This is a genomic window from Tenacibaculum sp. AWR4_210 (assembly GCF_056160945.1).
Genome location: NZ_JBSWYF010000003.1, coordinates 334,094 through 348,821 on the forward strand (window position 1 = coordinate 334,094; position 14,728 = coordinate 348,821).

Consider the following 14,728-nt stretch of genomic DNA (forward strand, 5'->3'; position numbering starts at 1 on the left):
TTTTAGTATTTTAGAGCTGATAACCAATCAGCTCTTTTTTTATGTCCAAATCCTATCTTAACAGCGCGCTTAAACAAGCCAACTACTACAAATCGTTGGGCGATAAAACGCTCGAAAGATTAACGACCGCCCAACTTTTCTACACGGTCAATTCGAACAGTAACTCGATTGCTGTACTTGTAAAGCACCTCGCTGGTAATATGTGTTCACGATGGACCCGGATTTTTACAGAAGACGGAGAAAAGCCTGACAGAAATAGAGATGATGAATTCGTAAACACCTTTGCTGACAAAGAAGAAATGCTCGCCTATTGGGAACGCGGTTGGCATTGTTTTATCCATACTCTTGAGCATTTAGAAACGGAAGATTTAGAACGCATTATCTATATCAGAAATCACGGTCATACCGTAGTTGAAGCTATTAACAGACAATTGAGTCATTATCCATATCACATTGGTCAAATGGTTTTTATTGCCAAACTTTTACTAGACGATGAGTGGCAATCACTTTCCATAGCTAAAAACGCTTCTGAGACGTACAACCGCGAAAAGTTTCAAAAAGAAAAAAGTAGAAAGCACTTTACTGACGACCTGTAATCCGTTACTTTTGTGCAATGCAATCTTATGAATTTACCAGCGAACGACTAGGCTTTAGAACTTGGAAAACTAGTGATTTCCCCAAGCTCCTAGAAATGAATACCCATCAGGAAGTGATGCGTTACTTCCCTACTATTCAAACAGCTATTCAATGTCGAGAATTTATAGAACGCATGAAAATGCACTACCTACAACACGGGTACTGTTATTTTGCTGTAGAAGAATTAGCTACCGAGGAATTTATTGGTTTTATTGGACTCTCGCTACAAACCTACGACATCGACTTTAATCCTTCGACAGATATTGGATGGCGTTTACTCCCTAACTATTGGGGTAAAGGATACGCCACCGAAGGTGCAAAGGCATGCCTAAATTACGGTTTTAAAGAGCTCTACTTAAAAGAAATTGTTTCGGTGGCTCCGACCGTGAACCTCCCTTCTCTAGCGGTAATGAAAAAAATTGGGATGGTCAAAGTCAAAGATTTTAAACATCCCTTGCTCACTGCATATCCTGAACTTGAAACCTGTAGCCTCTTTGCAATACAGGCCTAAGACTCACGTTACAAAACTTCCTGTGGGTCGTCTTGCACTTAGAAACCTAATCTTAAGTTCGAGTTTATGCGCACACTACCTTCAGGATATTTTTTTGGATCTCACTATTCGGAAAATCAATTTGAGCAACTCAAAATAACCGATACCGTTTACACGCATGAACGGGTAGATTGGCATCGACACGAACACCCTTATTTTACTTTTTTACTCCGAGGAAAACTCTATGAGGAAAACAAGAAAGAAGCGTACTATTTACAGCCAGGAAATTTGGTATTCCACTATTGGCAGGATGCGCATTACAACAAAAAACCCCCTGAATATACCCGAGGCTTTCACATAGAAATCAATACGGAATGGCTCGATAAATACGAATTGAACCTCTGGCATTTGGAAGGGAGTCATCAGCTCGACCATCCTGCAATTATCCGAGAGATCCAGCAACTATTTCTCGCTACAAAACGCAACACTTCAGATACTAAACTCATTGTTGAAAGTGCACTTATCAACGCATTATGCCACTCCAATTCGCCTGTTGGCACTCAACGGAAGCCAGCGCCAAACTGGGTTGCACAACTCAAAGACCTTCTTCACAGCGATCCAACAGCTCAGCTTGACCTGAGCTATATTAGCAATATCCTCGGTGTGCATCCCGTACATATTTCAAGGGCATTTCCGAAATACTTTGGTCAAAGTTTCACCGATTACCTCCGCACCTTGCGCATTAACCAAGCCTTTACCCTTATGAGTAATCCTGAATACAACCTAACAAACATCAGTCATACCTGTGGATTTTTTGACCAGAGTCATTTTATAAAAACTATTCAAAAACATCATACCCTCACTCCAAAACAATTGGTAAAACTTCTTCACAGTGTTAAGCAGGTACAATTTTAACTGCTCAGGATACTCCAACTTTGACATCTAAATACATTACCAATGAAAAACATTTTACTTCTTTGTTTATTAGTGAGTTTTCACACACTTATAGCACAACAACACAGCATGAATTCGTACCGAGGTCAATGGGAAGGTGAATTTGACAATGCCCAACCTCTCAACTTTACCATCGACCTTGAAAAAATCAGTGATCGCGTGTACAATTTTACCATTAACGCGCACCATATCCGTTATACCCAACGCATTGAAAGTTCAACCTCCACTCCTGACAAATACCCCATAGGCAACGAGCAATACCTCCTACTGGATACTGCGAACACCAACCAATTACGCGGTTTTATTAGCAGTGGTATTTACTTTTATCAGCTATCATTTACCCAAATTGATGAGACGCACTTTCAAAGCCGTTGGGATCTCTTTCAAGTTCGAAGGCTTCTCAATAAAAAGGTATTTTTAAGTATTGAGAATGTCAGTGCCTCCTCCTTTGATGCCTATCCTTTTTTTGGGGAACGTCGATTTCCAGGAACTTGGTGTTTTGGTGCCAAGCAGCGAGCAAGCACTATAAATTTCCAAGATTTCCGCACCGGCTTACAGTTCGAAGCTGATTTAAAAGAGAAAGCAATACTCCTTAAGTTCAAACTTTTCGACACCGTTTTCGCAAGTGTATTACTCCGTCGCAGTACCACTGAATGGGACCTATCAGACTCCAAACTCACCGACAAAAACGAGGATTTACCCAACCCCATTCATCATCCATCACTTAGAGAAATGGAGCAAAAAATCATTGCTGGAAGCTATCCTAAAATCCACAGTATACTTCTTATGAAGGAAGGGAAAATAGGCTATGAGCACTATTTTAATGGGTTTAATGCAACAGCGCTACACGATCAACGTTCTGCCTCAAAAAGTATTAGCTCAACCTTGATTGGCATCGCTCTGGATCGTAAGGAATTGGCCTCTGTTAACCAGCCATTAGCACACTACCTTCCTACCTCTTACCAACAGAACCTCAGCGTACAGCAAAAACAAATTACACTCAAACACTTACTAACGATGAGCTCCGGTATGGACGCCATCGATTTCGGAACGTCCACTCCGTCAAAGGCCTCTGAACAAGTCTATCAAAACACCCCCAATTGGACGCAAACTATTCTAGACGCTCCAATGCGCTCTGCTCCGGGAACCAAGGCAAACTACGGAACGGCCAATCCGTACCTCTTGAAATATCCTTTAGAGCACAACAACAAACTTCCATTACCTTTGTTTATAGACCGATATTTGTTTGCTCCCCTAAAGATTAACCAGTACGCAATTCAAAAAGATAGGGATGGAAAGGTATATCTCGGAGGTGGGATGCTACTCAGTTCTCAACACATGTTGCGCTTTGGGCAGCTGGTACTTCAAAACGGACAATTTAACCAAGAACAGGTGGTTTCTAAAAAATGGATTCAAGAAGCCACTCAAGCCTCCGTTCGACTAGAAAATACAGTCTCAAAAAATGCCTATGGATATCTGTGGTGGACACAGAAGTACCGTCATGCCGATAAATCAATTACTACGATAGAAGCCCGTGGCAATGGAGGTCAATACATTATCATCATTCCCAAATTAAAAGCCGTTTGTGTAATCACTGCAGGCAACTACAACAGCAGTCAAACCAAACTTCCTGAAACCCTGTTTCAAAAGTATCTTCTACCCGCTTTGCTAGAATGATAATTTTTTCTGTCCACATAGGTTAAATTCTGCCTAGTAAATAGTATATTTGTGCCTCTAAAAATGAAGTCGATACATGTTTAATAATTTAAGCGAAAAATTAGATAAGGCCTTTCACACGCTTAAAGGTCATGGAAAAATTACCGAAGTTAATGTAGCTGAAACCTTAAAAGAAGTTCGACGTGCATTACTCGATGCCGATGTTAACTTTAAGATTGCCAAGGAATTTACCAAGCGCGTAAAAGAAAAGGCAATAGGTCAAGACGTATTGACAACCTTAAATCCAGGGCAGTTAATGGTTAAGCTCGTGAAAGATGAGCTTACGCAATTAATGGGAGGAGATACTGTTGGAATTACACTTTCAGGAGCACCATCTGTTATTTTAATGTCTGGTTTACAAGGGTCAGGTAAAACTACTTTTTCGGGAAAACTAGCGAACTATTTAAAAACTAAAAAAACCAAACAGGTTTTATTAGTAGGATGTGACGTTTACAGACCTGCGGCAATCAATCAGTTGCGCGTGGTTGGTGAGCAAATCGGTGTGGAAGTTTACGCTGAGGAAGGCAACCAAAACCCTGTAGAGATTTCATTAAACGCGATCAAACACGCAAAAGCTAATGGAAAAAATGTAGTAATCATCGATACCGCGGGACGTTTAGCTGTCGACGAGGAGATGATGACAGAAATTTCTAACATCCACAAAGCCGTTACTCCACAAGAAACGCTTTTCGTCGTAGACTCCATGACAGGGCAAGATGCTGTAAACACCGCAAAAGCCTTTAACGATGTCTTGAACTTCGACGGAGTTGTATTGACCAAGTTAGATGGTGATACACGTGGTGGAGCTGCACTATCGATCAAGTCTGTTGTTGACAAACCGATTAAATTCATCGGAACTGGAGAAAAAATGGACGCCATTGATGTTTTCCACCCTGATCGTATGGCCGATCGTATTTTAGGAATGGGAGACGTTATCTCGTTAGTAGAACGTGCACAAGAACAATACGACGAAAAAGAAGCCCGCAAGCTTCAGAAGAAAATTGCAAAGAATCAGTTTGGATTTGACGACTTTTTAAATCAAATTCAGCAAATCAAAAAGATGGGTAGCATGAAAGACCTTATCGGAATGATTCCAGGTGCTGGAAAAGCGTTAAAAGACATCGATATTGACGATGATGCTTTTAAAGGAATTGAGGCGATTATCTTTTCAATGACACCATCGGAGCGAAGCACACCATCCATGATTAATGCCAGTAGAAAAAGGCGTATTGCAAAGGGGTCAGGAACTACGGTTCAAGAAGTAAACCAACTTATGAAGCAGTTTGACCAGATGAGCAAAATGATGAAAATGATGCAAGGTGGAGGCGGAAGAAAAATGATGCAAATGATGCGCGGTATGCGCTAAAAAATACAAAAAGAGAAGATTCGTCTTCTCTTTTTACTTTTACACAACACACAATCACAACAACACAACACCTAAACACATGATCTTACTTGACGGTAAAAAAACTTCTGCGGATATCAAAGAAGAAATTGCTCTAGAAGTAGCTTCCTTAAAACAACAGGAAAAAAAATCCCCACATCTCGCGGCTATCATAGTCGGTAATGACGGAGCGAGTTTAACCTATGTAAACGCTAAGGTAAAAGCCTGTGAGCGCGTTGGATTTGAATCGACGCTCATCCGTTTACCAGAGACTACGACAGAAGAGGAATTGCTCAACGAAATCGCGGTACTCAATGTCGATAAAGACATTAACGGGTTTATCGTACAGCTTCCACTTCCCGACCATATCGATGAACAAAAAATACTAATGGCTATTGCTCCTGAGAAGGACGTTGATGGGTTCCATCCGATGAATGTTGGAAAATTAGCCTTGAACTTACCTACCTTTATCTCTGCTACGCCTTATGGTATTTTAGAATTACTCGAGCGCTACCAGATTGAAACTTCAGGTAAAAACGTAGTGGTTATAGGACGTAGTCATATTGTAGGAAGCCCTATGAGTATTTTATTGGCTCAAAAGAGAACCGTTGGTAACGCTACTGTTACTTTGACCCACAGTCGCACGAAAAATTTAGCAGAAATCACCAAAAAAGCAGATATTATTGTCGCAGCACTTGGAATTCCTGAGTTTTTAAAGGGTGCTATGGTCAAAGATGATGTAGTGATTATTGACGTAGGAATTACACGCGTTGCAGATGCTTCAAAGAAACGCGGTTTCCGTTTGGTAGGTGATGTTGCTTTTGACGAAGTTAAAGACAAAGCCTCGCATATTACTCCCGTGCCTGGAGGTGTAGGACCTATGACCATTGCAATGCTATTAAAAAACACCTTATTGGCCTATTACCGCCAAAATGAACACTAAGTAACACCAATTACCATATATCAAAAAAGACTGCCTTAAAAGCAGTCTTTTTTAGTATTATTCCATTCAGGGACCTGAGGTACTTCATGCATCTCGATCTAGAGTACACACCCGTTCCGCCCCTTGACATCAATCCATAAAAAAAGACCGTAAAAAACGGTCTTCTTTATTGTATATGATTCTGTCAGATTTAAGCGTTTAAACTCGCTAAACTGTTCTTAATCGTTTCGATCTTTGCCAACGCATCTGCCTCCTTCTTTTTCTCCATAGCTACTACTTGCTCAGGAGCATTGTTAACAAAGCGCTCATTAGCTAACTTCTTCTGAACTGATTTCAAGAAACCTTCCGTGTATTTCAACTCTTCCGATAACTTTTCGATCTCCTCTTCTACATTGATACTGTCTGCTGAAATTGGCACAAAATATTCATTAGACTTCACACGGAAACTCATAGCTCCATCAACTTTTGAATCGGTATAACTCAAGTTCTCTACATTGGTCAGCTTCTTAATTACCTCATCAAAATTTGTCGTTGCTTGCTCATTGTTAAGCACACATAAGTCAATACTGTCTTTAAAAGCAATATTTTTATCCTTACGAATGGTACGAATTCCAGACACTACATCGGCAGCGAAATCAAATTCAGCAATCAACTTTTCTTCAGTTGCAGTCATTTTAGGATACTTTGCAATAATTAAAGCTTCTTCTGGAGAACGCTCTGCAATCGTTTGCCAAATTTCCTCAGTAATAAACGGCATAAAAGGATGTAATATCTTCAAGTTATCTTCAAACAATTGCATTACTTCTCTATAAGTAACGGCATCAATCGGTTGTTGATACGCAGGCTTTACAATTTCTAACAACCATCCACAGAAATCGTCGTAAATCAACTTGTAAATAGCCATGATCACATCACTTAAACGATACTTACTGTAGTGATCTTCGATTTCCGCTAGGGTTTGTTGAAACTTCGCTTTGTACCACTCAATAGCGATTTTACTCGATGCTGGTTGTGCCACCGCTTCTGAAACTTCCCATAAGTTGGTTAAATAAAATGCACTCCACACTTTATTCCCCAATCCTTTTCCTTGTTGGCACAATCCTTCGTCAAACAACAAATCATTTCCTGCTGCCGAACTCAACAACAATCCTACACGTACACCATCGGCACCGTAATCTTCAATCAATTTCAAAGCGTCTGGCGAATTTCCGAGTGACTTTGACATTTTACGACGTTGCTTGTCACGCACTAATCCTGTCAAATACACATTTTCAAATGGACGTTGGTCTTTGTACTCATATCCTGCAATAATCATACGGGCCACCCAGAAGAACAAGATGTCTGGTCCGGTAACCAAGTCATTGGTAGGATAGTAATATTTTATTTCTTCATTTTCAGGATTTCTAATTCCGTCAAACACACTCATTGGCCATAACCACGATGAGAACCACGTATCCAAAGCATCAGGATCCTGGGTTAAGTCAGCTTCTGTTAAGTTGGCATTCCCTGTTTTCTCAATGGCCAAGGTCAATGCATCTGCGCTATTTTCAGCGACTACAAAGTCGTCCTTACCATCTCCGAAATAGTAAGCAGGAATTTGTTGACCCCACCAAAGTTGACGTGAAATATTCCAATCACGAATATTTTCCATCCAGTGACGATAGGTATTTTCAAACTTTTTCGGGAAAAGCTTTACTTCTCGCTCTTCTCCTAATACAGCTTCCAATGCTGGCTTAACCAACTCTTCCATTTTCAAAAACCACTGATCCGAAAGTCTAGGTTCAATAACTGCTTTGGTTCTTTCAGAAGTTCCTACCTTGTGGGTGTGCTGTTCTGTTTTCAACAAGAAGCCTTTTTCTTCCAACTCTTTGGCAATCTCCTTGCGAACTACGAAACGATCTTTCCCTTCGTAATGCAAACCAAATGAATTTAGACTGGCATCTTCATTGAAAATATCGATTACCTCAAGCTGGTGCTTATCACCTAACACCTTATCATTCTCGTCATGAGCTGGAGTAACTTTTAAACATCCTGTTCCGAACTCTACATCTACGTATTCATCTTCAATAATCGGAATTTCTCTACCACACAATGGAACGATTGCTTTTTTCCCTTTGAGGTGGGTATAACGATCATCATTTGGATTGATACAAATAGCAGTATCCCCCAAAATGGTTTCCGGACGCGTAGTTGCAATAATCACTTTCTCGTCAGAATCAACGATGTTGTATTGTAAATAGTACAAGTTCCCTTGGCGCTCTTCGTAATGTACCTCTTCATCAGACAAGGTAGTTTTTGCCTCAGGATCCCAGTTAACCATGCGGTATCCTCGGTAAATCATCCCTTTGTTATACAGGTCTACAAATACTTTGATTACAGATTCTGACAACGCAGGATCCATCGTAAATGCAGTACGTTCCCAATCACAAGACGCTCCTAACTTCTTTAATTGCTCTAAGATTATTCCTCCGTACTCCTCTTTCCATTGCCAAGCGTGCTTTAAGAACTCCTCACGTGTTAAATCACTTTTCTCAATTCCTTGTTCTTTTAACTTTGCGACCACCTTCGCTTCAGTGGCAATAGAGGCGTGATCGGTACCTGGTACCCAACAAGCATTTTTACCTTGTAATCGCGCTCTTCTAATTAAAACATCTTGAATGGTATTATTCAACATGTGCCCCATATGTAAAACTCCCGTAACGTTTGGTGGTGGAATTACAATCGTATAAGGCTCTCTTTCATCTACTTCCGAATGAAAATAATTGTGTTTCATCCAGTAATCGTACCATTTCCCTTCTACTTCTTGTGCGTTGTATTTTGATGGAATTTTCATGTAATTAACTATATTAAGTCCAAAATATTTTTTGGCATTATTTTTGAAATCTGATTAGCAAAAATACAACTATCTATGAGGTACAGAAAAATAGTTGTCATTTTTTAATCCAAAAAATAATTATAAATTTGTGTAACGGTTATAATAATAACCCCCTAATTAAAATTAACATTATGAAAACAATTTTATCATTAGTAGCTATTTTCTTAGTCACCTTAACAGTAAGTGCGCAAGAATTTAAGTTTGAGAAGGAAGTTATTGACTACGGAAAAGTAGCAGTAGGTTCAGAAGGTAAGCGCGTATTTGAGTTTACCAATGTTGGTGATGCTCCACTTATTATTAAAGATGTAAGATCTACTTGTGGATGTACTGTACCTAAAAAACCTGAAAAGCCAATTATGCCAGGTCAAAAAGGACAGATTGAAGTTTCTTACGATACTAAGAGACCTGGAGGATTCTCTAAATCAATCACGATCATCTCTAATGCTAAATCTGCGAGAAAAGTAGTTAAAATCAAAGGATTTATCGACCAAAATGCAACTCCATCGAAAGAGAAAAGCATGATGTCAACTGGTGGTACTAACTAAGAGAAAAACACTAATTACAACATAAAAAAACCTGCAGCCCTAGCTGCAGGTTTTTTTAGTTTAGAATACCTCGTGTCGTAGTTTCTCTTATCCCACTCCTCTTTCCTCAATGTTTTTTTTGTTACCGTACATCCTAAATAGGTATGAAATTCCGTAAAAAAGCTTTCTTTACCGCTAAGGATTGGCAATCACAAATGTTAAATTAATCACAAAAAAAACACCGAGTACAACTCGGTGTTTCTGATACATGTAATGAAAATTATAGTTCTCCATCGTCATTACTAGACTTTTGCTTGTCGACTTTGTTCCAAATTTTGATTTCATCTTCCGGACCTACCCCTTCCAATACCTCAACATTGACACCGTCAGACAATCCAAGTTTTACTTTGCGCTTCTCGAATTCTTGCTCTCCAATTAGCACCTCTACAAAAGGCTTTTCTGTTTTTCTGTCAAATTGTAACAACGATTCTTTTATCGACAATACGCTATCTCTTTTATCCAATACAATTTCTGCATTGGCACTGTATCCTGCTCTGATAAAGTACTTATCGTCTAATGATACATCTGCTTTAATTTTAAATTGAACAGCACCTCCATTATCCGTTCCTTTAGGAGCGATAAAATTCAATACTGCTGGAAACTTCTTTTCTTCAATTGCACCAATGGCAACATCGATATTGGTTCCTTTAATTAACTTCCCTACTTCCGATTCATCTACATTTCCTTCAAAAATCATCTTTGTCATATCTGCAATTCTCGCAATCGTCGTCCCCGCATTAAAGTTGTTACTCTGAATAACTTGGTATCCTTTTTTCACAGGAATCTCTACCACCATTCCTGTAGCCGTAGCACGGATATTGGTATTTGCTGTTTTTCCTAAACCTGCAGTAGTACCTCTCTTAATGATATCCAAATCCGATTTTGCATTGTACAAGCTTTGCTTGGCATTGTTGTAACTCAATTCTGAATTCTCATAAGCTTGACGTGCGATCACTCCTTTATCAAAAAGCTTCTTATTTCTTTCAAATTGAACCTTCGCATTATCAAAGGCCAATTGCGCATTTTTAACCTGACCATTTGCCGCATTTAACGATTGGATATTAGGTACCACACGAACCGTTGCAATGAGATCTCCAGCTTTAACTAAGGCTCCTTCTTCTAAATAAATTTTATCGATGATTCCTGAAATTTGTGGTTTAATTTCCACTTCTTCTAAAGGAACTACTTTTCCTGTGGCAGTACTTTTCTTTACAATAGATGTTTTGAATGCTTTTTCCGTGTCATAACTAATTGGAGAAGCGCTATTCTTTTTACCAAACCAAAGTAGAACTACTATGAGTAATAATCCTATACCTCCAAAAATGATTACTTTTTTCATTGTTTTTATATCTAATTTATCTCGTTATTATTGTTAATTGACTGTTTTATTCTTCTCTTAATGCTTCAATTGGTTGTACCACAGTAGCCATGTAGGCAGGTATGAATCCAATCATCGTTCCCAATACAATGAGTACAGTATAGGCGATGAGTACGATAGGGATATCAACCGTTGGGTTGGTTAACAAATCCGCTTTATCGATCATCATCAATATTAACCCACCTGCAATGATCCCTAAAGAACCCGCTAATAAGGTTAAAAATACGGACTCAAGGATGATTTGTTGCTTTATTTTACCTGGCGTAGCTCCAAGTGCTCTACGGATACCTATTTCTTTCGTTCGCTCTTTTACGGTAATCAGTAAGATGTTTCCAATGGCAAACACTCCAGCGATTAAGGTAGCAATCCCAACAAACCAAGTTAAAAACTGCATTCCCGTTAAAAAGCCTGTTACCTTGGCAATTTCTTTCCCGAGGTTAAACCCGTCAAAAGCTCTGTTGTCTTCAGGATGTACTTTGTGCAAATTCTTTAGTAAGAGTTTTACATCCGACTCTACTTGTTCTATATCTGCATCAGCTTTTCCAGTAACTACCATCCAACGAAACTTATCTCCTTGGTTGTATACCAGACGATAGGTACTAAATGGAATGTGGATATTATTACTCCCTTCAAAACGTCCTGGCTTATACACTCCTACGACCATGTATCCGATATTGTTAATTTTGAGAAAACTACCAATAGCTTCTTCATCTATGTCATACAATTGCTTGAACACCTCCGTACTTATCACACATACCTTTCTATTCTGATTTATATCAGATTGATTGATAAAGCGTCCAGCGGTCAACTTTTTCTTTTGAATTTTATCCAATTCTGGGTAATCACCAAAAATAGTCAGGTTGGCGGTTTTCGTCCCCTTTACCACTAAACTTCCAGTCACATTTCGAGGTACGACGAACTCGATTCCATTGATCTCAGATCTAATTTTTTCGACGTCACTATTCGTTAAATTGATCTGACGTCCCTTTTGGAAACCTTTAAACGGCATCGACGTTCTTCCTCCTGCCATAAATACACTGTTGGTCGCAAAATCACCAAACAAGCTGTTAAACCCATTTTCTATTCCTTTTGCTGCTCCTAAGAGCCCCACCAAAAGTAAAATTCCCCAAAAGGCTCCAAAAATGGTAATCGCAGTTCTCATTTTGTTCTTGCGAATGCTCCCGTATATTTCTTGCCAGGTATCTTTGTCAAATAAAAATTTCATAATTAATCAGCTCTTAATGCAACAATAGGTTTAATTCTGGCAGCTCGTTTTGCAGGTAAATATCCGGCGAGCATACCTGATAAAATTAAGGTGATAGTGGCCCCAACAACTACAGGAGTAGAGACACCTGGGTTGAGTATAAAATATTGCTTTAAACTTGGACCTACAACTTCTAATATACCCACTCCGATGGATAATCCTATATATCCTGACAAGGCTGTAATGATAATTGCTTCCAACATAATCATCATAACAATCGATTTCGGAGTCGCCCCTATTGCTTTTCGAATTCCCAATTCTTTGGTACGTTCCTTCACGATATATACCATGATATTACTAATCCCCACCACACCGGCAATTAAGGTTCCAAACCCGATAATAAGAATCAAGATTCCCAAACCAAACATCATACTCGACACCTGCTTGTTATCTGAAGCGTAATTATTGATTCGGATACCGCGTTGATCATTCGGTGCTACTTCGTGTTTTATCTTTAACGCTTTGCGCAATTGATTTCCAAAAACGATGGCCTGATCAACACTTAACTTTGGATTGTACATCATTCCAAACTCATCGATGTGATCGTTATTACCATAAATACGTTGTAAGGTAGTAAAGGGAGCATAAATATAACGTTCATCACTATCGCCTCCTGGATCAGAAAATACCCCAATTACGCGGTACATGATTCCACCGATATTGATTAATTTACCGTAGGCGCTCAGCTGTCCAAACAAATCCTTTTCAACCATACGACCAATAACGACTACTTTCGATCGCTCTTTGATATCGCGATAGTTCAAAAATCGACCTTCAGTAACGGTAGCCGACTCTAACAAGTCGTATTTTGGATATACCCCTCTCAAGGTATAATTATCCTCTTTGGTTTTGTATACCACCTTGACACCGCGTTGAATACGTGGACTAATCATTTGCAACTTATCTGCAAACTTTTCCTTTATAAACTCAAAGTCGTCATTTCTAAATTGGATGCGCCTTCCTATTTGATTTCCTTTATAGGCCTTTGTAGTTCTGTTTGACCAAACGTACATAGAATTGATAGCATCCCCTGCAAACTCTTTTTTAAAGGTATTTTGAAGCCCGTTTCCAATTCCGAACAGCAAGGTAAACAGTAAAATCGCAAACGCCACCGTAAAGCCTGACAATATCGAACGCAGCTTATTTTTACTGATACTCTGAAATATTTCTCTCCAGCGATCTAAATCAAACATACTTATGAACTTTAGCTTTTGATTTACCCGACTCTGTTAATTCATCACTGATGATGACCCCATCTTTCAATCGAACCACCCTATCTGTTTGTTCTGCAACATCTTCTTCGTGAGTAATAACGAATACCGTCATTCCTTCGTCATTAATTTCCTTCAGTAAATCCATTACCGAATCCGTTGTCGATGAATCGAGGGCTCCGGTAGGCTCATCCGCCAATACTACTTTGGGCTTGGTTGCCAAGGCTCTGGCAATGGCTACCCGTTGTTTTTGTCCTCCCGACAACTCATTAGGCAGGTGATTTGCCCACTCCTTTAAGCCTACTTTTTCCAAATAGTCCAACGCTATTTGAATGCGTTCTTTTCGCCCTACTCCTTTGTAATACAGCGGAAGTGCGACATTTTCAACGGCTGTCTTATATGAAATCAGGTTAAAAGACTGAAAAACAAATCCCAAGAATTTATTTCTTAGAATAGCAGCTTTCTTCTCATTTAAATCCTCAATTAACTGATCATTTAAATAATATTTTCCTTCATCGTGTACATCGAGTAAGCCTACTATATTCAGGAGTGTTGATTTCCCAGATCCCGATGATCCCATAATAGAAACAAATTCTCCTTCTTTAATATGTAAGTTCAATCCTTTTAAAACGTGCAGTGAATCTTTACCAATTGGATAAGATTTGTGCAGATTTTCGATTCGTATCATCTGTTAGTTTGTTTTATGATAAGTAATCCTTCTCATCATTAGAAAATTCTTACTCAATATCCGCTTTCTTTTACAAGACGCTCATTTATAATTAATGTTACAAAAACAATTGGTAATTTTATCAAATAAATAACAATCTGAATCAAATGTTCGATATTCCTAAGGGCAAGCGACTTGTTTTATTTGATGGAGTATGCAATTTTTGCGATGCTTCGGTCCAGCGCATTTTAAAATATGACAAAAATAATTTGTATGTTTTTGCGGCCTTGGATTCGAAAACTGGTAGTGCGGTGCAAGCCCATTTAAATCTCACATCTGAAGCTGTGGATTCCATCATTCTTTATGAACCTGGGGGTTCCTGCGATATAAAATCGACGGCAGTGCTCAAAATAGGGACTAGTTTTGGCGGATTTTGGTACCTCCTTGCCATCGGATGGTTGGTGCCGAGATCACTCCGAGATGTACTGTACGATTGGGTGGCCAAAAACCGCTATCGTTGGTTTGGGAAAAGGGCTGCATGCCGCATTCCAACTCCTGTTGAACAGGCAAAGTTTTTACCATAAAAAAAGACGCACCGAAGTGCGCCTTTTTTGGAAACAAACAAT

At 39.2% G+C, this 14,728-nt stretch carries 13 protein-coding genes; 8 read left to right on the plus strand and 5 right to left on the minus strand.

The genetic code is table 11. The features are described from left to right. Positions 1 to 41 precede the first annotated feature (41 nt). The 6 genes from ACXAG7_RS07495 to folD all read left to right on the plus strand — a co-directional run bounded on the left by ACXAG7_RS07495 (position 42) and on the right by folD (position 6,123). Positions 42 to 596 carry a DUF1572 family protein gene (locus ACXAG7_RS07495; protein ID WP_476666483.1) on the plus strand — a complete coding sequence of 185 codons (555 nt, stop codon included), beginning with the start codon at positions 42 to 44 and terminating at the stop codon, positions 594 to 596. Positions 597 to 613: 17 nt separating this feature from the next. Continuing rightward, on the plus strand, positions 614 to 1,147 hold the full coding sequence (locus ACXAG7_RS07500; RefSeq protein ID WP_476666484.1) for a GNAT family N-acetyltransferase: 534 nt from the start codon (positions 614 to 616) through the stop codon (positions 1,145 to 1,147). 66 nt (positions 1,148 to 1,213) lie between these two features. After that, entirely contained in the window at positions 1,214 to 2,041 is an 828-nt protein-coding gene (locus ACXAG7_RS07505; protein WP_408043220.1) for a helix-turn-helix transcriptional regulator, read from the plus strand. Between the two features lie 42 nt (positions 2,042 to 2,083). Continuing rightward, positions 2,084 to 3,757 (plus strand): serine hydrolase domain-containing protein, encoded by a 1,674-nt coding sequence (locus tag ACXAG7_RS07510; RefSeq protein ID WP_476666485.1) that lies wholly within the window; start codon positions 2,084 to 2,086, stop codon positions 3,755 to 3,757. Positions 3,758 to 3,833: 76 nt separating this feature from the next. Beyond that, positions 3,834 to 5,162: a signal recognition particle protein gene (ffh, locus tag ACXAG7_RS07515; protein WP_408043218.1), complete on the plus strand. Its 1,329-nt coding sequence runs from the start codon at positions 3,834 to 3,836 to the stop codon at positions 5,160 to 5,162. Between the two features lie 79 nt (positions 5,163 to 5,241). Beyond that, a complete protein-coding gene (gene folD / locus ACXAG7_RS07520; RefSeq protein WP_476666486.1) occupies positions 5,242 to 6,123 on the plus strand; it encodes a bifunctional methylenetetrahydrofolate dehydrogenase/methenyltetrahydrofolate cyclohydrolase FolD in 882 nt (293 codons plus the stop codon). A gap of 190 nt (positions 6,124 to 6,313) precedes the next feature. Here the strand turns inward: folD and ACXAG7_RS07525 are convergent, their stop codons facing one another. After that, on the minus strand, positions 6,314 to 8,956 hold the full coding sequence (locus tag ACXAG7_RS07525; protein WP_476666487.1) for a valine--tRNA ligase: 2,643 nt from the start codon (positions 8,954 to 8,956) through the stop codon (positions 6,314 to 6,316). Positions 8,957 to 9,129: 173 nt separating this feature from the next. Between ACXAG7_RS07525 and ACXAG7_RS07530 the strand changes: the two genes are divergently transcribed. Continuing rightward, positions 9,130 to 9,543: a DUF1573 domain-containing protein gene (locus ACXAG7_RS07530; RefSeq protein WP_476666488.1), complete on the plus strand. Its 414-nt coding sequence runs from the start codon at positions 9,130 to 9,132 to the stop codon at positions 9,541 to 9,543. A 259-nt stretch (positions 9,544 to 9,802) separates the two neighbouring features. Here the strand turns inward: ACXAG7_RS07530 and ACXAG7_RS07535 are convergent, their stop codons facing one another. The 4 genes from ACXAG7_RS07535 to ACXAG7_RS07550 are packed head-to-tail and all read right to left on the minus strand — an operon-like array spanning position 9,803 to position 14,123. Further along, on the minus strand, positions 9,803 to 10,921 hold the full coding sequence (locus ACXAG7_RS07535; protein ID WP_408043214.1) for an efflux RND transporter periplasmic adaptor subunit: 1,119 nt from the start codon (positions 10,919 to 10,921) through the stop codon (positions 9,803 to 9,805). 46 nt (positions 10,922 to 10,967) lie between these two features. Next, positions 10,968 to 12,185, minus strand: coding sequence for an ABC transporter permease (locus ACXAG7_RS07540; protein WP_408043213.1), 1,218 nt, complete (start codon positions 12,183 to 12,185; stop codon positions 10,968 to 10,970). 2 nt (positions 12,186 to 12,187) lie between these two features. Then, positions 12,188 to 13,417, minus strand: coding sequence for an ABC transporter permease (locus ACXAG7_RS07545; protein ID WP_408043212.1), 1,230 nt, complete (start codon positions 13,415 to 13,417; stop codon positions 12,188 to 12,190). Continuing rightward, a complete protein-coding gene (locus ACXAG7_RS07550; protein WP_408043211.1) occupies positions 13,410 to 14,123 on the minus strand; it encodes an ABC transporter ATP-binding protein in 714 nt (237 codons plus the stop codon). The genes ACXAG7_RS07545 and ACXAG7_RS07550 overlap by 8 nt, the downstream gene beginning before the upstream one ends. A 146-nt stretch (positions 14,124 to 14,269) precedes the next feature. Between ACXAG7_RS07550 and ACXAG7_RS07555 the strand changes: the two genes are divergently transcribed. Beyond that, complete coding sequence (locus ACXAG7_RS07555) at positions 14,270 to 14,686, plus strand: thiol-disulfide oxidoreductase DCC family protein (protein WP_476666489.1); 417 nt, start codon at positions 14,270 to 14,272, stop codon at positions 14,684 to 14,686. Positions 14,687 to 14,728 lie beyond the last annotated feature (42 nt).